Raw genomic sequence first — 22,212 nt, forward strand, 5'->3', positions numbered from 1 at the left:
GGCCATTGGTCGTAGAGGGTAGCGCTTGAGCATTGAGCCTAGCGTGCAATGAGATGGACTCTACAAACCGACTACGGTTTCATGAAAGATGCCATGCCATTGTTTCAGAAGAACTTTTTCGTCGGATACAAAAAAGGCCACTCTTTCGAGTAGCCTTTTTTGATGTTTGGTTGCGGGAGCCGGATTTGAACCGACGACCTTCGGGTTATGAGCCCGACGAGCTACCAGACTGCTCCATCCCGCGTCTGTGGGCGGCATTCTACAGCCAAGCGGCGAGGTGTCAACCGTTAATGAGTCGATGGTGCAAATAAGCGCTAATTATTCTGAAATCAAGGCCTTGGCCGCATTTTGCAGAAGCAGGGGGTGAAAAACAGGCACGCACAAAAAAGGCCACTCTTTCGAGTAGCCTTTTTTGATGTTTGGTTGCGGGAGCCGGATTTGAACCGACGACCTTCGGGTTATGAGCCCGACGAGCTACCAGACTGCTCCATCCCGCGTCTGTGTGTCGGCATTCTACAGCGGAACGCGAGTGTGTCAACCTGTAAATCAAACAAAAGCGCTTGTGGTTCAATCGGTTAGCTCTCCAAGGCTGGGTCGTGAAGCGCTTCGGGCCAGTCAGGCTGAGGCTTTCAGCTCTATCGGAAGCCTGAATTCGATTGAGAAAATAAATTCATCGGGGAAACTTCCTACCACTTGGAAGGAAGAATCAAACTACTGGTGCTATATACAGGGGTGAATGCGATACTGGCCACCTGTTGGTTCACACCCCGTTTATATGACGCAGCGCAAAATCATCCACGTCGACTGTGATTGCTTCTACGCCGCCATCGAGATGCGTGACGACCCGAGCCTGGCGCAAAAGCCCTTGGCTGTGGGCGGCTCGGCGGACCGGCGGGGGGTTATCGCTACCTGCAACTACGAAGCGCGTGCGTACGGGGTTCGTTCTGCCATGTCGTCGCGCCACGCCTTGAAGCTGTGCCCCGACCTGACCATCGTCAAACCGCGCATGGATGCCTATAAAGAAGCATCAAAGGAAATCCAGACGATCTTTCGCGACTACACCGACTTGATCGAGCCGTTGTCGCTGGATGAAGCCTACCTCGACGTCTCCGACAGCCCGCATTTTGGCGGCAGCGCCACGCGCATTGCCCAGGACATCCGTCGGCGGGTCTCCAACCAGTTGCATATCACCGTGTCTGCCGGCGTGGCGCCGAACAAGTTCCTGGCCAAGATTGCCAGCGACTGGAAAAAGCCCAACGGCCTGTTTGTGATTACCCCGGACCAGGTCGAAGACTTTGTCTCGCAGCTGCGGGTCAGCAAGCTGCACGGCGTTGGCAAGGTCACCGCCGATAAGCTCGCGCGCCTGGGCATCGAAGACTGCTTGCAGCTGCGCGAGTGGAACAAACTGGCGCTGGTGCGCGAATTCGGCAGTTTTGGCGAACGACTCTGGAGCCTGGCCCGTGGGATTGATGACCGCGTGGTGCAAAACGACAGTCGTCGACAGTCCATCAGTGTGGAAAATACCTACGATGTGGACTTGCCGGATCTTTCAAGCTGCCTGGCTAAACTTCCCGAATTGATGGAAACCCTGGCGGGGCGTATGGCGCGCATCGACAGCAGCTACCGGGCGGGCAAGCCGTTCGTCAAAGTGAAGTTTCATGACTTTACCCAGACGACGCTGGAGCAGGCGGGGGCAGGGCGGGATCTGGAGAGTTATCAGCAGTTGCTGACCCAGGCGTTTAACCGTGGGGGCAAGCCGGTGCGATTGCTGGGGATTGGGGTGCGGTTGCTGGACCTGAGCGGCGGTAACGAACAGCTCGAATTTTCCTGGTAGAAACCCGAAAAAAATGTGGGAGCTGGCTTGCCTGCGATAGCGGAGTGTCAGTCAAGAATGCTTTAACTGATACACCGCTATCGCAGGCAAGCCAGCTCCCACAGTTTGATCTTCACAGGTATTGCGCGATCAGCGTGCGCCAGGATCTGCGACCAACCGCCCAGCATCCTTGGTCAGTGCCTGCACAAACTCCTGCTGCAATTCCGGATCATTGCGGGTCAGCTCGATCAGGCTTTGTTCCAGTTCGCTGGCTTCTTCTTCCAGGCCCAGTTCCGACAGGCGCTTGACGCGGTGCACCCACTGGTTCACTTCGTCATCTTCCAGGTCGTCGTAGATCAGGCCATGGGCTTCCAGCAACTTGCCGCGCAGGGAGTTGCTGACCGCCAGGGTCGAGTCTGTGTGCACATCGTCCTGACCATCTGCCACGCTGATCTTCAAGGTCGTGACGCGGTTCAGGTCCTGCTCGGCAAACGGGCTGTCCAACAGGTTCAGGCGCAGGATGCCGTTGCGGTCGGTGGTCAGCTCATGGGTCTGCTTGCCGGCAGTGACTTGTACCGGGCGCTCGCTCCACGGCAGGCTCGAATACTCCAGGCGCTTGTCGCGCTGGACTTCATCGATAGCTGCCAGGTTCTGTTGCGCACGGCCATGGGATTGCACGTTCATGAACGGGTTGATGCCGTCCACGCCATAGCTTAGCCAGTCTCGCGTCACACTCGTGGGCAGGTTGCCGAGGGCGAAGATATTCGCCACGTTGGCACCCACGCCCGCCACCAACGCCACGGCACCCAGCGGCATCTCATAGAGTTTGCGCCAGGGCTGGTAAGGCGTGTAGCGATCGTAACGACGGGTGACTTCGAATTCGGTGACCTCGAAGGTCTTCTGCTCATGAATGCGAACCCGGCGTTGCGGCAGCTCCAGCACTTTGGGTTCGCCTACATCGATCTGCAGGCTGTGATCGAGCAATTTACGCTCGACCCGCTCCTCGTGCTCACTGCGTTGCGACATCTGATTGGCGCAGCCGCTGACCAGCAGGGCGCCGCACAAGGCGGCGCCCCCCAGGGCTTTGGTGTTTCGCTTGAACATGACTTCTCTTGATCTGGTTTTCAGCGACGAATACGCGCCTGAAGGAAAGACAGCACGTCAGCCACCGGCAACGGTTGGGCTTGCGCTTCGGTCCGGCTCTTGTATTCCAGATTGCCATCGGCCAGGCCACGGTCACTGACCACGATCCGGTGCGGGATGCCAATCAGTTCCATGTCGGCGAACTTGATGCCCGGGCTGGTTTTCTTGTCCCGGTCATCGAGCAGCACTTCAAAACCGGCAGCGGTCAGTTCAGCGTACAGCTTGTCGGTGGCTTCGCGTACTTGCTCGGTTTCATAGCGCAACGGCACCAGGGCCACCTGGAACGGCGCCAAAGCGTCACTCCAGATGATGCCTTTCTCGTCGTTGTTCTGCTCGATGGCAGCGGCGACCACGCGGGAAACACCAATGCCGTAGCAGCCCATGTCCAGGGTGATCGGCTTGCCGTTCTCGCCCAGCACTTCGCACTTCATCGCCTTGCTGTACTTGTTGCCCAGCTGGAAGATGTGCCCGACTTCGATGCCGCGCTTGATTTCCAGGGTGCCCTTGCCATCCGGGCTTGGGTCACCGGCTACGACGTTGCGCAGGTCGGCCACGGTCGGAACCGGCAGGTCACGCTCCCAGTTCACGCCGAAGTAGTGCTTGTCGTCGATGTTCGCGCCGATACCGAAGTCGCTCATCAGCTCGACGGAACGGTCGATGATGATCGGCAGCGGCAGGTTCAGCGGGCCGAGGGAACCGGCACCGGCACCAATGGCGTCGCGCAGTTCGGCATCGGTGGCCATGACCAGCGGGCTGGCTACGCCAGGCTGGTTGGCGGCCTTGATTTCATTGAGCTCGTGGTCGCCACGGATCACCAGGGCGATCAGCTTGCCTTCTTCTTCAGCGCGCACGATCAGGGTCTTGATGGTCTTTTCAATCGGCAGATTGAATTTCTCCACCAGGGCCGCGATGGTTTTGGTGTCCGGCGTGTCGACCAGGCGCAGCTCCTCGGTGGGAGCAGGGCGCGAGGTTTCACGTGGTATGGCTTCGGCTTTTTCGATGTTCGCCGCGTAGTCGGAACCGTTGCTGAACACGATATCGTCTTCACCGGATTCGGCCAGCACGTGGAATTCGTGGGAGCCGGCACCGCCGATGGAGCCGTTATCCGCTTCAACCGGGCGGAACTTCAGGCCCAGGCGCGTGAATACGTTGCAGTAGGCCTGGTGCATGCGGTCGTAGGTCGCTTGCAGGGAAGCCTGGTCGGCGTGGAACGAATAGGCGTCCTTCATGATGAATTCGCGACCACGCATCAAGCCGAAGCGCGGGCGGATTTCATCGCGGAATTTGGTCTGGATCTGATACAGGTTCAGCGGCAACTGTTTATAGCTGCTCAACTCGTTGCGCATCAGGTCGGTGATGACTTCTTCATGGGTCGGGCCGGCGCAGAAATCGCGGCCATGACGGTCCTTGAAGCGCAGCAACTCAGGGCCGTACTCTTCCCAGCGCCCGGATTCCTGCCACAACTCAGCCGGTTGGGTGCTCGGCATCAACACTTCCAGAGAGCCGGCAGCGTTCATTTCTTCGCGAACGATGGCTTCGACCTTGCGCATCACCTTCAAGCCCATGGGCAACCAGGTGTACAGGCCCGAGGCCAGTTTGCGGATCATGCCGGCGCGCAGCATCAGCTGATGGCTGATCACAACCGCGTCGGAAGGCGTTTCTTTCTGTGTGGCGAGCAAATATTGACTGGTACGCATGGTAGGCCGTTGTCGGTTGCTTGGACTTGAAATGACTTGGGATTGTACGGGCGGTTGCTGCTGGAGTACAGGCGTGAGGTGGCGAGGCGTATCTGTGGTAACCGTCGCTTGTGTGGGAGCTGGCTTGCCTGCGATAGCGGCGTTGGGTTCACCATCGCTATCGCAGGCAAGCCAGCTCCCACATTGACCGAGTCGTATCAGTCTTCCTGCGGCGGATTCAACCGGGCGCGCCGGTTCTCCTGGAACCAGTGCAATGCAATCAGGAGCAGCGTCGGCACCCCCAGCAGGCAAGTGATCATGAAGAAGTTGTGATAACCGAACTTCTCCACCATCACCCCCGAATACCCGCCGATCAGGCGTGGCAACAACAGCATGATCGAGCTGAGCAACGCATATTGGGTAGCGGAGAACTTGAGATTGGTCAGGCTCGACAGGTACGCCACGAACGCCGAGGTGGCCATGCCCGAACTGAAGTTGTCCAGGGAAATGGTGACGATCAGCATCTGCAGGTCGGGGCCCATGTCGGCGAGCATCACGAACAAAAGGTTGGTGCCGGCCGAGGCCACGCCACCGATGAACAGGATTGGCAGGATCCCGAACCGCACAATCAACAGGCCGCCCATGCCGGCGCCGAGCAGGGTCATGATCAAGCCGAAGATCTTGCTCACTCCGGCGATCTGGTCCTTGGTGAAACCCTGGTCGATATAGAACACGTTGGCCATCACGCCCATCACCGTGTCGGACATGCGATACGTGGCAATCAGCCCGAGCAGCAGCAGCGCCTGCCAGCGATAGCGCAGGATAAAGTCGTTGACCGGCGTCAGCACCGGCGCCAGGCCCCGACGGCCCATGGCCGAAAGGCACAGGGTGGTGAGGATGATATAAAGGATGGCGCGCAGGAACGCGCGGTCTTCCATCAGCAGTTGCCACAGGCTCACGCCCTGGAACAGCACGCTGGCGAAGTCGGTGTTGTACAGCTGGGTGAACATCGCCGGCACTGACACCAACAGTACGATCAGTACAAACACCGACACCAACTGGTGCATGAAACTGTAGCGGCCGGCCTGCAACTGGGTGCGCAGTGGCACATCAGGTTCACGCATGAGGAAGGTGGTGAGCAACGCCGGCACCATCAACACGCCGAACAGCACATAGGTGCCGGTCCAGGCCGAGTGTTTATAGTTGAAGCCGGTGGAGCCAAAGCCTTCGGCAAAGAACAGCGCACCAGCCGTGGCCAGCAGGGCGGCAATGCGATAGCCGGACATGTAGCTTGCCGCCAGGGCGGCCTGACGGCTGTCGTCGGCGATTTCCAGGCGGTAGGCATCCACGGCGATATCTTGGGTGGCCGACGCGAAGGCGACGATCACCGCGATGGCGATCAACCAGGACAGGTGTTTTTGCGGGTCACAAAAACCCATGCCGATCAATCCGAGGATCACCAGCGATTGGGCCAGCACCAGCCAGGAGCGACGACGCCCCAGTTTACCGAGCAACGGCAAGCGCCATTGATCGAGCAGCGGCGACCAGACCCATTTAAAGGCGTAGGCCAGACCGATCAGGCTTGCATAGCCGATGGTCTCGCGGGCCACTCCGGCCTCGCGCAGCCACACGGAAAGCGTCGAGAACACCAACATGTAAGGCATGCCGGCAGCGAAGCCGAGCAACAACAGCACTAATGTCGAGGGGCTGGCATAGGCGGCGAGCGCGGCGCGCCAGGTTTTACGGGGCATGGGCTGGAGTCTGCCTCAGGTTTGCGGAAACAAAGCGCGCACTCTAACCGCTGTGCTCTACCGGACGCCAGCCATGGCGCTGAATATCAACACGATTGTTCAAGATAGTGACGCCTTCGCTACGCAAACGCGCACGTTGTTCGTCGCCTGAGGCGCTGCCCGCCGGCAGACTTATCCGACCACCGGCGCCCAGCACCCGATGCCAGGGTAATCGGGTGTCTTCGGGCAACTGGCTCAGGGTGCGCCCGACCCATCGGGCGGCACGACCCAGACCCGCCAAGTGAGCCAGCTCGCCGTAGCTCACCACACAGCCTTCGGGCACTTGCGACAAGGTCAGGTACAGCGCGGTACGCCGCATTTCGGCGGGGCTTTGCGGCGTATCGGCGGGTGGCTTCACTATGGGGATATCCGTTGAGATCGTCGCGGTTTTGTCAGAAACGTCTGTAAACATGACGATGAGCATTGAACTCAATATAAATCCTTGAGTCAGTTCTAGCCATGTAACACTATAACGCCCCTATTTTTTGCCACCCCTGAGCCCCGTATCTGCTTATGTTGTCCAGAACCCTGTTGTGCCTTGCTGTTTTCAGTGCTTCCACGCCCTTGCTTGCCGATACCGTCTGGTTGAAAAACGGCGACCGGCTGACCGGCAAGATCAAAGTCTTCGACGGTGGCAAACTGCTGATCCAAACCACCTACGCGGGCTCGATCCCGGTGGACTGGAAGCAGGTCAAGACCCTGGAAAGCGATCAGGAGTTGCTGGTCAAGCAGGACGCCTACAGCGGCGAAAAGGCCAAGTCGTTGCAGGCGTCGGATGACGGCAAGGTGGTGCTGGCCAATGGCGAGGCACCCAAGACGGTCGACCTGGCAAGCATCCAACAGATCATGAAGCCCAAGCCGGTGATCGAAGACCTGGTGTGGAAGGGCAACGTCGACCTGGCGCTGGACTACAAGCGTGCCGACAAAGACACCAACGACTACGACATCGACTTCAAGACCTCGGCCCGTCACGGCCAATGGCGTCATACGGGCAAAGGCGAATACAACCGCGAGTTCCAGGACGACATTACCACCACCGATAACTGGGCGCTGGAGTACAACCTGGACCGCTTCATCACCGAGCACTGGTTCTGGCAGGGCCGCCTGACCTACAAGCGCGACAAGGTCGAAGACCTGGCCCGTCAGCGCGTTGTCGGTACCGGCCCTGGCTATCAGTTCTGGGACGATGAACTGGGCGCGTTCTCCCTCGGTTCGCTGGTCAACCGCACCGACTACGAATACGCCGACGGCGGCAAGGACAACTTCTATTCCCTGGCCATGAAGTGGAACTACAACCGCTACCTGGTGGGCAAGACTGTCGAGTTCTTTACCAACGGCGAATTGGGCAAACCGCTTGCCGGGCCGTCCGAGTATTCCCTGGATGCGGAAATGGGGCTGCGCTACAAGGTCACCGAGTGGGCCTCGCTCAACTTGAAGGCCGAGCGCAACGAGGTCAGCGGCAGTTCCGAGAGCAGCCTGAGCAAGACTCGCTACACCGCAGGCTTTGGTGTGGCCTGGTAAAAGCTGCGTCGGCCACTCTGGCAACCTGCGCGGATATTGATTACCTTGTGTTGAGATCCATTCCCATATGCCATGGGCGGCGGAACACCCGAGGAGTCATACGTTGAGCGCGCACGTTGCCAAGAACGCCCGAGAGCTGTTGCTCAAGGAATACCGTGGGGCTTTGGCCACACAGTCAAAAGCCATGCCCGGTTTTCCCTTCGGCTCGGTCGTGCCCTACTGCCTCGATGAGCAGGGCCGCCCGCTGATCCTGATCAGCCGCATCGCCCAGCACACCCATAACCTGCAAAAAGATCCCAAGTGCTCGTTGCTGGTGGGTGAGCGCGAGGCCGATGATGTGCAGGCCGTGGGACGCCTGACCTACCTGGCCGAGGCCGAGAAACTGGAAGACGGCGCAGCCATTGAAGCCGCCGCCGAGCGTTACTATCGCTACTTCCCCGATTCGGCCAACTACCACAAGGCCCACGATTTCGATTTCTGGGTGCTCAAGCCGGTGCGCCACCGTTATATCGGTGGGTTTGGCGCGATCCACTGGGTCGACCAGCTGACCCTGACCAATCCGTTTGCAGGCAAGGCCGAGCGCAGCATGATCGAGCACATGAACAGCGATCACACCAAGGCCATCGCCCATTACGTCGACCTCAGCGGTTTGCCGGCTGGCGAGCCTGCGCAGTTGGCCGGCATCGACAGCGAAGGCATGCACCTGCGTATTGGCCAAAGCTTGCATTGGTTGCCTTTCGAGACGCCTTGCAACACACCGACACAAGTACGCGAGGCCCTGGTTTCATTGGCTCACGCCGCGGTATGGCCGAAAAAAACCACTGCCGACGCTTGAATTCACACAATGGCGACGTCATCTAAGGTGAACTGGCAAGGCATTCTTGCGTTGAGGAACCATTTGATGCGCCCTTTTTTATTGCTCTTTCTGCTGTTCCCGGTGTTGGAGCTGTTCGTATTCGTCAAAGTCAGCGGTGCGATCGGGTTTTTCCCGGCGCTGCTGCTGATCATCGCAGGCTCCATGCTCGGCGTCATGGTGCTGCGCGTGGCCGGCCTGGCCACGGCGTTGCGTGCCCGTGAAAGCCTGAACCGCGGCGAACTGCCGGCCCAGACCATGCTTGAGGGCCTGATGATGGCCCTGGCCGGTGGCCTGCTGATCCTGCCGGGCTTTATCAGCGACGTGCTCGGCCTGGTGCTGCTGTTGCCGTTTACCCGCAAACTGCTGGCCGGCAAGATGCGCCAGCGCGCCGAAGAAGCGGCGATTCGCCAACGCGCGTTTGCCGACGACCTGCAACCCCGTGGCGGCCCGGCCCCGCGTCAACCGCTGGGGCGTGAAGGCGACGTGATCGAAGGCGAGTTCGAACACCGCGACAACAAATAACCGCTTCACTGGCACGGCACCTTCGGGTGCCGTGTTGCATTGGCCCGGCGAGCAATCTGAGAAAAAATTTCCTCCCGGCCCCCTTGTAATAAGCGCATGCGCCCTTATGTAACGGTCACCGCAAGGTTTCTGGTGGTGACATCAGACAGACTTCCGCGTCTCGCCAAGCGAGCCGCAACCGGCACCGCCGGAATTTAACCCGCCGGAATTGATACCGGCCGATGAAAAACACAATTAGGAGAGATCGACAATGAAGCTTCGTCCTCTGCACGACCGCGTCGTAATCCGTCGCAGCGAAGAAGAAAAGAAAACCGCTGGCGGGATCGTTCTGCCAGGTTCGGCTGCTGAAAAAGCCAACCACGGTGTGATCGTCGCTGCTGGCCCAGGCAAGACCCTGGAGAACGGTGATGTACGCGCACTGGCCGTGAAAGTGGGTGACAAGGTTGTTTTCGGCCCTTACTCCGGCAGCAACACTGTGAAAGTCGACGGCGAAGACCTGCTGGTCATGGCTGAGAACGAAATTCTCGCCGTACTGGAAGACTGATTTCCTCGCTCATTTTCCCGTTACTACAAAGTATTTAAGGAATATCGATCATGGCTGCTAAAGAAGTTAAATTCGGCGACTCCGCCCGCAAGAAAATGCTCACCGGTGTCAACGTCCTGGCTGACGCAGTAAAAGCGACCCTGGGCCCGAAAGGCCGTAACGTGATCATCGAGAAGAGCTTCGGCGCTCCGACCATCACCAAGGACGGCGTTTCCGTCGCCAAAGAAATCGAACTGGAAGACCGTTTCGAGAACATGGGCGCGCAGCTGGTCAAAGACGTTGCCTCCCGTGCCAACGATGACGCAGGCGACGGCACCACCACCGCTACCGTCCTGGCTCAGGCGATCGTCAACGAGGGCTACAAGGCCGTCGCTGCCGGCATGAACCCTATGGACCTCAAGCGTGGCATCGACAAGGCGACCATCGCCATCGTTGCCGAGCTGAAAAACCTGTCCAAGCCATGCGCCGACACCAAGGCCATCGCTCAGGTAGGCACCATCTCCGCCAACTCCGACAGCTCCATCGGTGACATCATTGCCGAAGCCATGGAAAAAGTCGGTAAAGAAGGCGTGATCACCGTTGAAGAAGGCTCGGGCCTGGAAAACGAACTGTCGGTTGTAGAAGGCATGCAGTTCGACCGTGGCTACCTGTCCCCGTACTTCGTCAACAAGCCAGAGACCATGGTTGCCGAGCTGGACAACCCGCTGATCCTGCTGGTCGACAAAAAGATCTCCAACATTCGCGAAATGCTGCCAGTACTGGAAGCCGTTGCCAAAGCCGGCCGTCCATTGCTGATCGTTTCCGAAGACGTTGAAGGCGAAGCCCTGGCGACCCTGGTTGTGAACAACATGCGTGGCATCGTCAAGGTTGCAGCCGTCAAGGCTCCAGGCTTCGGCGACCGTCGCAAGGCCATGCTGCAGGACATCGCCGTATTGACTGGCGGTACCGTTATCTCCGAAGAGATCGGCCTGAGCCTGGAAAGCGCCACCCTGGAAAACCTGGGTAGCGCCAAGCGCGTGACCATCTCCAAGGAAAACACCATCATCGTTGACGGTGCTGGCGTTGAAGGCGACATCGAGTCCCGTATCGCGCAGATCCGTGCCCAGGTTGCCGAAACCTCCTCGGACTACGACCGTGAAAAACTGCAAGAGCGCCTGGCCAAGCTGTCCGGCGGCGTTGCAGTGATCAAGGTTGGCGCTGGCTCCGAAGTTGAAATGAAAGAGAAGAAAGCCCGCGTTGAAGACGCCCTGCACGCAACCCGTGCAGCCGTTGAAGAAGGCGTGGTACCTGGCGGTGGCGTTGCGCTGATCCGTGCTCTGGAAGCCCTGACCAACCTGACCGGCGACAATGCCGACCAGAACGTTGGTATCGCTGTGCTGCGTCGTGCCGTTGAAGCACCGCTGCGCCAGATCGCTGCCAACTCCGGCGACGAGCCAAGCGTTGTGGTCAACGAAGTCAAGAACGGCAAAGGTAACTACGGTTACAACGCTGCGACTGGCGTCTATGGCGACATGATCGAAATGGGCATCCTGGACCCTACCAAGGTGACCCGTTCCGCGCTGCAGGCAGCAGCCTCCATCGGTGGCCTGATCCTGACTACCGAAGCTGCCATCGCTGACAAGCCGAAGGCTGAAGGCGCAGCTGGCGGCGGTATGCCGGACATGGGCGGCATGGGTGGCATGGGCGGCATGATGTAAGCCAGCCTTACCCGGCGCTATAAAAAGCCCCGCCTGCAGTGATGCAGGCGGGGCTTTTTTGTGCACGGCTTGCCTTCCTCTGTAGGAGCGAGCTTGCTCGCGAAAAACGTCAACGATAACGGCGTGCGTCCTGAATAAACGCGGCGCCTGTGCGTTTTTCGCGAGCAAGCTCGCTCCTACAGGAGAAGGCGATTAGGTCGGTACAGCAACAGGCAATACAACCCCAGGCAAATCAGCCAGCAAAAAATCGCTGTCCACACGTTGTGGGAAAAAAAGTGTGCCCCTTGCAGCATACGGCTGACTGAAAACACGCTGCCCAGGCTGACGGCGAATATGAAAGCGTAGCGCGCCAGCTTTGGTCGCCGATCCCTCAGGGCGAAGAACCAGGCGAACAAGGCAAACCCGGTGGCTGCATGTCCGCCGGGCCAACAGCGGCCAGGTTTATCGGTAGGTGGGCGCGGGCTGAGCAGTTCGCTGTAGGTTTCCTGGCCGCCGAACTCTTTGAGACTCCAGGGGCATTGCACGGCGGTGATGGTTTTCAACGGTGCCACGAAGGCCGTTGCCAATCCCAGGGAGAGTACCAGGCAGACCAGTTCGCGACGGTAAGGCTTGAGTCGTTGCAGAATGAAGCTGCCGAGCAGCCCCAGAATCGCCAACACCGAAAACAGGATCACCAGTTGCTTGGCCCGATCATGCAGGATGTCTTCAAGGAAGAAGCTATAGCGGCCGATGAAGCCGCCAGCCTCCGCGCTGTAGAAGCGCCTGGCCAGGTCCATGTCCAATGAGGTCAGTTCCAGCAACAGCAAGACCACTGCGGCGCCGGCAGGCAGGCCCAGGCACAGCCAGAAATTGAGCGGTTTGGAAACCGGTAAAGAGGAGGGGGATTTCATCACGAACCTTGGTGAGAAAGCCCCGTGCTCACCTGCACGGGGCTTTTTGATTAGCGTTTGCTTAAGACTGGCGCCTCTTCCTTGGGCGCTTTCCAGCTCAGCAGTTGCTGTTTGTAGCCGTAGCTGGCGGCCTGATAGTAGGTAATTGCCCGCTGGATCAATGGGTCATCGCTACCGACGCGCAACTCCTGGCTTTCTCCAAGGGCCTGATCGTGGCGACGCAAGCCTTGGCGCGGGCTGAGGATTGCCAGGTCCTTGCCGTCAAACAAGCCCAGATGCTGGTAGTTGCCCACCACGACTCGCGGTGGCAGCGGGTTGTCTTGCAACAGATTACGGCCGAAGAACGTCGACTCGTAGCTGAGGTTGATCAGGCCCAGCAAGGTCGGCGCAAGATCGATCTGGCTGGCCAGTTGCGCGGACTCCCGTGCGTCGATCAGCTTGGGCGCATAGATAAACAACGGGATCTGGTAGTTGGTGATCGGCAGGTCTTCCTTGCCTGCGCTGCCGGCCGTGTGGTCGGCGACGAACACAAAAATGGTGTTATCGAACCAGGGTTTCTGGCGTGCAGCCTCAAGGAACTGGTTGATGGCGTAGTCAGTGTATTTCACCGCACCATCGCGGCCCTTGCCGGATTTGATGTCGATGCGCCCATCCGGGTAGGTATAGGGACGATGGTTGGAAGTCGTCATCAGTTGCAGCAAGAACGGCTGTTGCTTGGCGTAGTCGGCGTCGGCCAGTTTAAGCGTCTGTTTGAACAGGTCTTCGTCGGCCATGCCCCAGGCATTTTTGAACGAGATTTCTGACTCGGGCACGCTGCTTTGGTCTACGACCCGATACCCGTTGCCGCTGAAAAACGCGTTCATATTGTCGAAGTAACCGCGACCGCCGTAGACAAACACACTGTCGTAACCGATGGCCGTGAGTTGTTGGCCGAGGCTCGCGAACCCGCTTTCACGGCCGATGCGCTTGACGATCGAGCGCCCTGGCGTGGGTGGGATCGCCAGGGTAATGGCTTCCAGGCCCCGGTCGGTTCGTGTACCGGTGGCATAGAAGTTATTGAAGTACAGGCTTTGTTTGCGCAATGCATCCAGGTTGGGCGTGAGGTTGCGTTGATCGCCGTTGCTGCCCATGTACTTGGCGCTGAAGCTTTCGATGGTGACCAGCACGATGTTGGGCTTGCGCAGTGTGCCCGGGTTGGTGATGGCGCGGCGAATATCCAGCGGGTCCGGGTCGATAAAGCGCGCGTTGGGCTCGCTGAGTTCGGCGCGCAGTTGCCGGGCGACCACATCGGTGGGCAGGCTCTGATAGAACTGGGTGTAGTCCAATTCGTTATTGCGGAACGCAGCGAAGAATTGATAAGGACCGTTGCTGGCCAGTTCGTTCTTGTAAGCGTTACCGCCCTGGGCACGTGGGCTGTCCTGGCTGATCAGTTGCAGGCTGAGGCCGGCGACCACCAACAGGCCCAGGGCATTGACCAAACGGCCACGCAGTGCCGGCAAAGGTGCCGCCATGGCGGCATTGAAGGGTTTACGCAGGGCCAGGCTCATGAGGATCGCCAGCATTGCCAGCAGGCTCAGCAGCTTGCCGATCGGGTAAGACTCCAGCAGGTTGTTCAGCACCTCATCGGAATACACCAGGTAATCGACGGCGATAAAGTTGAAGCGCACCCCAAACTCATCCCAGAACAGCCATTCGGCCACCGAGGTGAACAGCATGGCAAACAGGCTGATCGTCAGCAGCGCCTGCAAGAACCAGCGGTGGCCGCGGCGGCGCCACAGTGCGGGTGGGCATAGCAGCAAATACAGGCCCAGCGGCAAGGCCGCATAGGCGAGGAAGCCCAGGTCGTAGAGCAGCCCCACGCCAAACACCGGCAGCAAGTTGCCGCCCACTTCATTCAGGTGAGTCACGAGCAGCACGCTGCGAGTGAGCAGGAAAACCAATAACCAGGCACCGGTTATCAACAGCAAATAGCGCATTGGCGCTGTTTTGAAAAAACCCATGTCCAAGTTCCTTATATCAATGGGGGGCGATCTTCGCCCTGAAACTGTAGTCAGCTTGTGAAGCTATAGTGAAAAACTCGTTTGACCATACAAACAGTTGGAAACCCCTATCGACGCGCCTTTCAGCTCTATCCCTGAGCCTCGCTTGGCCTTAAGCTGCGTGAGCCAACAAGGCCGTTACCGCGTACGGAGACACTGCCCATGCGAATTCTATTGGTTGAAGACAACCGCGATATTCTGGCCAACCTGGCCGATTACCTGGGTCTTAAAGGCTACACAGTGGACTGTGCGCAGGACGGCTTGTCGGGCCTGCACCTGGCGGCCACCGAGCATTACGACCTGATCGTGCTCGATATCATGCTGCCTGGCATCGATGGCTACACCCTGTGCAAACGCCTGCGCGAAGACGCACGGCGCGATACGCCGGTGATCATGCTCACCGCACGCGATCAACTGGATGACCGCCTGCAAGGCTTCAAGTCCGGGGCTGATGATTACCTGCTCAAGCCATTTGCCTTGTCGGAACTGGCCGCGCGAATCGAGGCGGTGTTGCGGCGTGCCCAGGGTGGTGGCCGCCGCGCCCTGCAGGTGGGCGACCTGAACTATGACCTCGATACATTGGAAGTCACCCGCGAAGGGCGCCTGCTCAAGCTCAACCCCGTCGGCCTGAAACTGCTGGCAGTGCTGATGCAGAAGAGCCCGCACGTGCTACGCCGGGAAATTCTCGAAGAAGCCCTGTGGGGCGATGACTGCCCGGACAGCGACAGCCTGCGCAGCCACGTTCACCAATTGCGCCAGGTGATCGATAAGCCCTTTGCCAAGCCGTTGCTGCAAACGGTGCACGGGGTGGGTTATCGCTTGGCCGAGGGCCGTGATGGAGTTTAGACAAAGCCTTGCCCAACGGATCATCATCGCCTTTGCCTTGATGAGTGCGTTGGTGGCGGGGGCCTTCGCCATGGGGATCGTTGCGACGGTGCACCTGGTGGAAGAGAAGCTGATCTCGGCGGGCCTGGGCGGTGACCTGCAACGGCTGCTGTTGATGGACAGCATGGAAGACTGGCGACATCGGCCGGAGCCGGACCAGCTGTTTTACTTCAGCGGCGGGCAAGGCGATTTCGAGTTGCCCAAGGATCTTCGGCATCTGGACCCGGGCTTCCACGAAGTATTTCGCGAGTCTCTGTCGTACCACGCCATGGTCGAGGTGATCGACGGTCGGCGGTATGTGCTGCTGCAGGATCAAAGCGATTTTGAGGAGCGCGAGCGCGTGCTGTTTGCCGTGGTGCTGGTGGGGTTCGTGCTCAGCCTGGCGCTGGCGGTGTTCCTCGGCTGGGTGCTGGCCCGCAAGGTGATGGCGCCGGTAGTACGCCTGGCTCGCCAGGTACGGCATCGTGACCAGTTATTAGGGCTGGCGCCGCCCTTGGCTCCGGATTACGCAGCTGATGAAGTGGGCGAGCTGGCGGTGGCGTTCGATGCCACGCTGGGGCGCCTGCGGCAGGCGTTGTCCCGTGAGCAGTTGTTTACCAGTGATGTAAGCCATGAGCTGCGCACGCCCTTGATGGTGTTGGCCAGCTCCTGTGAGCTGCTGCTGGAAAACCCCGCCATTGATCAACGCGGCCGTAACCAGGTCCAGCGAATCGCGCGGGCCTGTGAGGAAATGCGTGAACTGGTGCAGACCTTCCTGATGCTGGCTCGTGCCAAGCACGATGATGCTGTCATGTCGGCTCAGGTCAACCTGACGCAGGTCGCCGAAGATTTGCTTGGGATCTGGCGTGGGCCCATCGAGCAAAAAGGCCTTGAGTTGATCTACTGCCCTGGCAATCCTCTGGATACTCGCTACAACACCACGTTCCTGCACGCAGTGATGGGTAACCTGTTGCGCAATGCACTGCATTACACCGAGCAAGGGTTTATCCGCCTCACGCTGGAGCCGAGTGGTTTTGTGGTGGAGGACTCTGGCGTGGGCATTCCTGAAGACAAGCGCGAAGCGATGTTCGAGCCTTTTGTGCGCGGCAGCGAGAACCGTGGCGAGGGGCTGGGGCTTGGTCTGTCGCTGGTGCAACGGATCTGCGAGAGCCAGGGCTGGAGCGTGAGCCTGACGACGATGGAGCCCAATGGCTGCCGTTTTCATGTCGAGCTGAGCCAGGTCAAAAGCTGACCGTTCAGTCTGTCGTTTTGCGGATGCAGACTGCCTGCTTTTCAGCGAAGATGGCCCGATGCTACTGAATGTTTCTGTAAAGTCTTGAAATGTATGCAGTTGGACAGGACAAGATTTTCACAATGAGTTGACCTGTTGATTACGTTTAGCTGCTTAAGGTTGCAGGCATCAGTTACCGGAGACGTACGATGCCTTCCCCAATCAAGTTGGAATTTTCCGAAAAGTACGACGATCAACACGCGCAACAATATTTGCTCAAACATCAGGACAATCTGGCTCGCCGGTTGTCCCACAAACGCGACGAGCAGCTGGCGCGTGGTGCACTGGCCATGGCCGGTGAGCCGGGCCTGGTGCTGGACCTGCCTTGTGGCGCTGGACGTTTCTGGCCGTTGCTGGCCGAAAAACCCAACCGTGTGATTATCGGGGCTGACAATTCGGCGTCGATGTTGAAGATCGCCACCACCGCTCAACCGGCGGAGGTGGTGAAACGGGTACGCCCTTTGCAGACATCTGCCTTTGATATCGATTTGCCAGATAACTCCGTCGACAGTATTTTCTGCATGCGCTTGATGCACCACATTGGTGAAGCGGAGCACAGGCTGACAATACTGCGTGAGTTTCAGCGAGTTACCCGCGACAGCGTGATTATTTCGCTGTGGGTGGACGGCAATTTCAAGGCCTGGAAGCGCAAGCGCAGCGAAGTACGTCGTCGCAAAAGAGGTGAGCAGGAAGGTTACCAAAACCGGTTTGTGTTACCGGCTGCTACTGTCGAGGCAGAATTCGAGCAGGCCGGTTTCCGTGTTCAGGAATCCCTGGACTTCATACCGCTCTACGCCATGTGGCGAGTGTATGTATTGCGCAAGAGGTAACAGATGGCAGTTGAGTGCGTAGCAGGCAGTCATGTAGCTCCCGAGGAGCGGTTTGATTATTTCTGGCGCCAGAAGGGTGAGTGGGTCGAAGAACCCAATCGCCGGCGTGGCGGTGAAAGTGGTGTGCAGCGAGTGGTCAGCCCTAATGGGCGTTTGCTGTATTGCAAGCGTCAGACCGGGCACATCTACCGCAGTTGGTTGCATCCATTCGGGCGTCCGACCGTGCTGCGTGAGCGTGATGCCTTGAAGGGCCTGCGTTTGCTGGATGTGCGCGTGCCGGAGTTGGTGTTTTGCGAGGCGCGACGCGACCCGGAGCATCAATGGAAAGCCCTGTTGGTGACCGCGTCACTGGACGGTTTCGACGAGATCGAAAACTGGTACGCCGCCGGTGGCCGTGAGCAGTACGGCGAGGCGGTCCACGAGCGTTTGCTCCAGGAGCTGGCCGGCACCCTGGCCCGTATGCACAAGGGTCGCTGGCAGCACGGTTGCTTGTATATCAAGCACATTTTCGTGCGGGTAACCGGTGAGCCTGATGCGGCGATTGTGGAAGTGGCCCTGCTGGATTTTGAAAAATGTCGCCAGCGTTTGACCGCTTATCGGGCCGCGTCCCATGACATGCTGCAATTGCGCCGCCATTCGTCGTGGAACGATACCGACTGGAAAAAACTCAGCTACTTTTACGAGACGGCGTTTGGCAGCGCTATCAAGGGTTTAACCAGATGAAGCTAGAAATAGCACGAGGTTTGTTTTTGGTCGGGGCGTTGGGCATTTCAGCCCTTGCCCTGGCAGCGTGGGAACAACCTCGCACACAAGTGCTCAGTGCGGTAGACGGTGGCGGGCAATGCCTGCTGCCGCGGATTGCCAAGGCAAGTGTGGCGGCCAGGCCTGATCATGATTTGCTGCTATTCATGTTCGGGATGTCTCAAGCAATGAGGCCGCAAAGTTGAAACGAGTAAAACTCCTGGAAAGGGCCTTGCGATGCGAGGCCCTTTTTTTACGCCTGACGCTTTAACGGTAGGAGCAAGCTCGCTCCTGCAGAGGGGCAATTTTCAGATCAGGTGCAGGTGGTTATCCCAAAACCCCGCCGGTAATTCCAATGGCTTGGCCATCAGTCGTTCCTGACGACAATCATAGAAGCGGCAACGTCCCTGTCCCGACGTAACCACAAACCCGTCCGCCACTGCACCCACACCGGCGCAGTCGGGCAACGGCCCATCCAGGCGCAGCTCGGCGCTGTCCATATCCCAGATGAAGAAACGATTGCCACGCGGCGCCGTGAGCGCTACCAGGCGCAGTTCGCTGTGCACCGCCACGCTGGCGGTGTAGTGCCCCATCGCTTGCAGTTGCTCATCGGCTACCGGGAACGCTATAAAAGGCTGGCCCGGGCGCTTGATTGCGAGCAACTCGGAACGCTCCTGGGACGGCCCCATGAACTGCTGCCCGGTGAGGATGGTGCCATCGCTGGCGATCCCCATATGGCGCACGCTGTTCATTTGCTGCCCCAACGTTTCCTTGCTGATCAAGGTGCCATCGCGCTGCATCAGCACCAGGCTCGGTTCCATGGCGTTGAGGTTCATCTCCACGCGGCTTTCGGCTTCGGTGCGAATGCCGCCGTTGGCCACCACCAGGGTTTCGCCGTCGGGCATCCAGGAGACCTGGTGCGGGCCGACGCCGTGGGTGGAAATCTCGCCGCTGTGTACCAACCGCTCGCCTTCGAACTTATACACACCCAACAACCCACGACCGGGATCTGAGGTGTCGTTCTCGGTGGCGTACAGCCAGTCGCCGCTCTTGTGGATCACCGCATGGCCGTAAAAGTGCCGGTTGGCCTTTGAGGTGATGGTTTGCAGCAGCGTGCCATCGCGCAGGTCGATCAGGTAGCTCTCGGTGCCCGGGCGACGGGCGACGAACAGCGCAATTGGCCGTGTGGGGTGGTTGATGATGTCGTGACAGCGCTGGCCGACCTGGGTGGCAAAGACGGGCTTGCCGTCCAGGCGATAGCCGACAGCGTAGTGCTTGCCGTCGGCATCATCGCGTGCCGAGAGCAGCAGCGGCCCCTTGTCTTTGCCTTTGAACAGCGTCCAGCCGCCCAACGTGAGGGCGCTGAGCAGCACGCTACCCAGCGCCAAAGCCTGTCGCCTGAGCATCATCAGTCACCGTCGTTGGCGTTGAAGCCCAGTTGGACGCCCAATGCTTTGGCCAGCTCGCCCTCGTGAAGGCGATGGACCACATTGAGGCTGTCGTAGATATCGTTGAGTTGCTGGCGCCCGGCGTCATCGTTCAACAGTTCATTGAGGGAGCGCTGGTTGCTGGCGAACAGTTTCAGCGACGCAGCATAGGCGGCGTCGATCTTCTCGGCCAACGGCTTCTGATCGCTCGGCAGCAGGCCGCGCAGGCCTTTGTTGTCGACACCGACCCATACGGTCTGGGCGGCGGCGAGGCTGGCCTCCAGGCTTTGCAGGGAGGACTGGCTGCGCCATGCATCGGCCTGGAAGGGTTGCGGGATGCCCTTGGTCTGGCGGCCCATCGGCGTGCCGAGTTTTTTCTTCAGGGTGTCCAGTGCGGTTACTTGCACGCGCAGCAGATCGGCAATGGCTTCGTGGGAATCAGCGTAGCGCTGGTTCGGAAACTTGGTCATCTGCGCGAGCATACCGTCGGTGCTGTTCCAGCTGGCGAGGATCTCTTCAGCCAGGGCTTTCTGACGCTCGCCGATGGCCATCAGCAGCGGGCAGTAGCGGGCTTTCTGGGTTTCGTCGGCAACGTCGGGCTTGGCGTCGTAGAGGATGTATTCGTAGGCCGACAGGCCCTGCACCACCACGCTCGATTTGGCCAGGGCGGCCGCATCGATCTGCGGCTGGGCGCTGACCAGTTGCTCGACCTGGCGACCTACCAGGTTCTTCTTGTCCGGCCAGAACTGTACCTGCCAGGCGCGGTTGCCTTCGGCCAGTGGGCCGATCAGCAACGGTTGCAACTCGGCCCAGGCTTTTTGTGCGTGCAGGAAGTCGGCGCGGGCGGTGTCCAGGCTTTCCTTGCCCTGGCAGTAGGCCAGGGCGCTGACGGCCAGCTGGCGGTCGGCTTCAACCCAGCGGCTGTAGGTCGGCAGGATCACCTGCTTGGCGATCGCCGCCGAGGTCACTGCTTGCGGGTCCTGGGGCGAGCACGCGCCCAGGGCAAGGGCGGCGAGGCTGGTGAACAACAACTTGGGACGAAACATGTCGAGCTCCCTTCTGTGAGTGGGGCAAAGCTTATAAAGAATTCAGGAACGCCAGCAACGCGGCCCGCTGTTCGGCGTTAAATGACAACACATGTTGCTGCGCCGCTTGTGCTTGCCCGCCGTGCCACAGCACGGCCTCAAGCAGGTTGCGGGCGCGGCCGTCATGCAAGAACTGGGTGTGACCACTGACGGTTTGCGTCAGGCCAATGCCCCACAGCGGCGGGGTGCGCCACTCGCGGCCGGAGGCTTTGAATTCGGTACGGTTGTCGGCGAGGCCTTCGCCCATATCGTGCAACAACAGGTCGCTGTAGGGGTGTATCACCTGGTTGGCCAGCTCGGGTTCGGCGGCGTTGGCGGCCGTGGTGAATGTCGGCTTGTGACAGCCCTGGCAGCCGGCCTCGTAGAACAGGTTCTTGCCGGCCAGCACCTGCGGCGTGTTGACGCCTCGGCGTGCAGGCACTGCGAGGTTGCGGGTGTAAAACAGCACCAGGCGCAGGATGTTGTCGCTGACTTCCGGCTCGCCGTCAGGGCCATTGCCGTTTGGCGCCTGCTTGCACGCCACTTGGGCGTCGGTGCAGTCATCAAAGGGTCTCAGGGAGGTCGTGAGGCCCATATCACCCGAAAACGCGTGAACATTTTGTTGGTTGAGGTTGGGTTGCCCGGCTTTCCAGCCAAAACGCCCGAGTACGGTTTTATGCTGGGCGTCATCCCAGACCCAATTAGCGCGGCCGACGATGGCGTCTCTGTCGGCGGTCTTGGGGTCGGTGTTGCGCAGGATATCGGCGTCGCTGATCGCTTCGAGCAGGCCCAGGCCGATCATCGGCGGCGCGATGCGTGCCGAGAAGCGTGTGTCGGGGTGCATCGGGCCGTAGCCGAGCTGGGTGATTTGCAGGTCGGGTTTGCGCAGTTCGACGACGGTGCCGTCCTTGAAGCTGACCTGGACAGGGCTGTAGTCGACCCGCACCTTGCCTTCCGGCGTTACGCCAGGCACGGCCATGTCTTGCAACTGCCCGCCGTAGACCGGCTCGGGCACCACGCCGAGCTGTTCGATCAGCTTGGCGTAGGGGGGCTGCTCTGTAATGGAGAGGGGAATGGAGAGGCGCACCAGCATCGACACGGCATTGGGTGCATCGGGCAGCGGCGGGTGGCCACGGCCGTCCTTGATATGGCAGTTCTGGCAGGCGTTGGTATTGAACAGTGGGCCCAGGCCATCCCGTGCCGTGGTGGTGGCCGGCGCGATCACCCAGGGGTTGCGAAAGAAGCTGTTACCGACGCTGAAATCCAGGCGACGGCTGGGTGCCAGGTTGGCCGAGGGCAGGGAAAAGGCGTTCTGGTCGCGCTTGTTTACCGTCGTCGCGCCACCGGATCGCGATTCACCCGGCTCGGCCTTGGTGAAGCGAGGGGCGTCGTCGCAAGCCGTCAGGCATAGAGCCAGCAACGCTGCAGACAGGTAGGAAAGCGAACGGAACATCGAGATTCCTGGACGAGGGGGCAAAATCTGGTCGCAAAGTCTAACAGGGCC

General features: G+C 59.6%; 20 protein-coding genes and 2 tRNA genes. 11 read left to right on the plus strand and 11 right to left on the minus strand.

Annotated features, from left to right (window positions below):
• Window positions 1-167: 167 nt before the first annotated feature.
• Both QMK52_RS12780 and QMK52_RS12785 read right to left on the minus strand, forming a co-directional pair.
• Window positions 168-244, minus strand: a tRNA-Met gene (locus tag QMK52_RS12780).
• 176 nt (window positions 245-420) lie between these two features.
• Window positions 421-497 (minus strand) — tRNA-Met (locus QMK52_RS12785).
• Window positions 498-775: 278 nt separating this feature from the next.
• On the opposite strand from QMK52_RS12785, the gene dinB reads away from it, so the two are divergent.
• Window positions 776-1,834: a DNA polymerase IV gene (gene dinB / locus QMK52_RS12790; protein WP_005791058.1), complete on the plus strand. Its 1,059-nt coding sequence runs from the start codon at window positions 776-778 to the stop codon at window positions 1,832-1,834.
• 129 nt (window positions 1,835-1,963) lie between these two features.
• On the opposite strand, the gene QMK52_RS12795 is transcribed toward dinB, so the two are convergent.
• The 4 genes from QMK52_RS12795 to QMK52_RS12810 form a co-directional block, all read right to left on the minus strand.
• Complete coding sequence (locus QMK52_RS12795; RefSeq protein ID WP_005791056.1) at window positions 1,964-2,917, minus strand: hypothetical protein; 954 nt, start codon at window positions 2,915-2,917, stop codon at window positions 1,964-1,966.
• Between the two features lie 20 nt (window positions 2,918-2,937).
• Window positions 2,938-4,653: a proline--tRNA ligase gene (locus QMK52_RS12800; RefSeq protein WP_005791054.1), complete on the minus strand. Its 1,716-nt coding sequence runs from the start codon at window positions 4,651-4,653 to the stop codon at window positions 2,938-2,940.
• Between the two features lie 197 nt (window positions 4,654-4,850).
• Window positions 4,851-6,383, minus strand: coding sequence for an AmpG family muropeptide MFS transporter (locus QMK52_RS12805; RefSeq protein WP_320404151.1), 1,533 nt, complete (start codon window positions 6,381-6,383; stop codon window positions 4,851-4,853).
• Window positions 6,384-6,426: 43 nt separating this feature from the next.
• Complete coding sequence (locus QMK52_RS12810; RefSeq protein WP_050549437.1) at window positions 6,427-6,741, minus strand: MGMT family protein; 315 nt, start codon at window positions 6,739-6,741, stop codon at window positions 6,427-6,429.
• A 194-nt stretch (window positions 6,742-6,935) separates the two neighbouring features.
• Here QMK52_RS12810 and QMK52_RS12815 point away from each other — a divergent pair, with 194 nt between their 5' ends.
• The 5 genes from QMK52_RS12815 (at window position 6,936) to groL (ending at window position 11,562) form a co-directional block, all read left to right on the plus strand.
• Window positions 6,936-7,943, plus strand: coding sequence for a DUF481 domain-containing protein (locus QMK52_RS12815; RefSeq protein WP_005791049.1), 1,008 nt, complete (start codon window positions 6,936-6,938; stop codon window positions 7,941-7,943).
• Window positions 7,944-8,046: 103 nt separating this feature from the next.
• Window positions 8,047-8,778, plus strand: a complete 732-nt coding sequence (locus tag QMK52_RS12820; protein WP_320404152.1) for a HugZ family protein — start codon at window positions 8,047-8,049, stop codon at window positions 8,776-8,778.
• Between the two features lie 66 nt (window positions 8,779-8,844).
• On the plus strand, window positions 8,845-9,321 hold the full coding sequence (locus QMK52_RS12825; RefSeq protein WP_005791045.1) for an FxsA family protein: 477 nt from the start codon (window positions 8,845-8,847) through the stop codon (window positions 9,319-9,321).
• A gap of 250 nt (window positions 9,322-9,571) precedes the next feature.
• Entirely contained in the window at window positions 9,572-9,865 is a 294-nt protein-coding gene (locus QMK52_RS12830) for a co-chaperone GroES (protein WP_003193940.1), read from the plus strand.
• Window positions 9,866-9,915: 50 nt separating this feature from the next.
• Window positions 9,916-11,562, plus strand: coding sequence for a chaperonin GroEL (groL, locus tag QMK52_RS12835; protein WP_005791041.1), 1,647 nt, complete (start codon window positions 9,916-9,918; stop codon window positions 11,560-11,562).
• 176 nt (window positions 11,563-11,738) lie between these two features.
• Here groL and QMK52_RS12840 read toward each other — a convergent pair whose 3' ends face one another.
• Together QMK52_RS12840 and QMK52_RS12845 are read right to left on the minus strand one after the other, a co-directional pair.
• Window positions 11,739-12,452 (minus strand): phosphatase PAP2 family protein, encoded by a 714-nt coding sequence (locus tag QMK52_RS12840; protein ID WP_194439112.1) that lies wholly within the window; start codon window positions 12,450-12,452, stop codon window positions 11,739-11,741.
• A gap of 50 nt (window positions 12,453-12,502) precedes the next feature.
• Window positions 12,503-14,452, minus strand: coding sequence for an LTA synthase family protein (locus tag QMK52_RS12845; RefSeq protein ID WP_320404153.1), 1,950 nt, complete (start codon window positions 14,450-14,452; stop codon window positions 12,503-12,505).
• A 201-nt stretch (window positions 14,453-14,653) separates the two neighbouring features.
• On the opposite strand from QMK52_RS12845, the gene colR reads away from it, so the two are divergent.
• The 5 genes from colR to QMK52_RS12870 all read left to right on the plus strand — a co-directional run bounded on the left by colR (window position 14,654) and on the right by QMK52_RS12870 (window position 18,423).
• Entirely contained in the window at window positions 14,654-15,337 is a 684-nt protein-coding gene (colR, locus tag QMK52_RS12850) for a two-component system response regulator ColR (RefSeq protein ID WP_003208587.1), read from the plus strand.
• Window positions 15,327-16,607 carry a sensor histidine kinase gene (locus tag QMK52_RS12855; RefSeq protein WP_005791031.1) on the plus strand — a complete coding sequence of 427 codons (1,281 nt, stop codon included), beginning with the start codon at window positions 15,327-15,329 and terminating at the stop codon, window positions 16,605-16,607. The genes colR and QMK52_RS12855 overlap by 11 nt, the downstream gene beginning before the upstream one ends.
• A gap of 188 nt (window positions 16,608-16,795) precedes the next feature.
• Window positions 16,796-17,476 (plus strand): class I SAM-dependent methyltransferase, encoded by a 681-nt coding sequence (locus QMK52_RS12860; protein WP_005791029.1) that lies wholly within the window; start codon window positions 16,796-16,798, stop codon window positions 17,474-17,476.
• Window positions 17,477-17,479: 3 nt separating this feature from the next.
• Complete coding sequence (locus QMK52_RS12865) at window positions 17,480-18,199, plus strand: lipopolysaccharide kinase InaA family protein (protein WP_005791027.1); 720 nt, start codon at window positions 17,480-17,482, stop codon at window positions 18,197-18,199.
• Entirely contained in the window at window positions 18,196-18,423 is a 228-nt protein-coding gene (locus tag QMK52_RS12870) for a hypothetical protein (RefSeq protein WP_005791025.1), read from the plus strand. The genes QMK52_RS12865 and QMK52_RS12870 overlap by 4 nt, the downstream gene beginning before the upstream one ends.
• Before the next feature lie 102 nt (window positions 18,424-18,525).
• On the opposite strand, the gene QMK52_RS12875 is transcribed toward QMK52_RS12870, so the two are convergent.
• Genes QMK52_RS12875 through QMK52_RS12885 form a run of 3 tightly spaced genes read right to left on the minus strand, consistent with a single transcriptional unit; the run spans window position 18,526 to window position 22,161 of the window.
• Window positions 18,526-19,623, minus strand: a complete 1,098-nt coding sequence (locus QMK52_RS12875) for a DUF1513 domain-containing protein (protein ID WP_005791023.1) — start codon at window positions 19,621-19,623, stop codon at window positions 18,526-18,528.
• Between the two features lie 2 nt (window positions 19,624-19,625).
• Window positions 19,626-20,690: an imelysin family protein gene (locus QMK52_RS12880; protein ID WP_005791021.1), complete on the minus strand. Its 1,065-nt coding sequence runs from the start codon at window positions 20,688-20,690 to the stop codon at window positions 19,626-19,628.
• Between the two features lie 31 nt (window positions 20,691-20,721).
• Window positions 20,722-22,161: a di-heme oxidoredictase family protein gene (locus QMK52_RS12885; protein ID WP_320404154.1), complete on the minus strand. Its 1,440-nt coding sequence runs from the start codon at window positions 22,159-22,161 to the stop codon at window positions 20,722-20,724.
• Between the last annotated feature and the right edge of the window lie 51 nt (window positions 22,162-22,212).

The sequence above is a fragment of the Pseudomonas sp. P9_2 genome (assembly GCF_034008255.1).
GTDB classification, from domain to species: Bacteria; Pseudomonadota; Gammaproteobacteria; order Pseudomonadales; family Pseudomonadaceae; genus Aquipseudomonas; species Aquipseudomonas synxantha_A.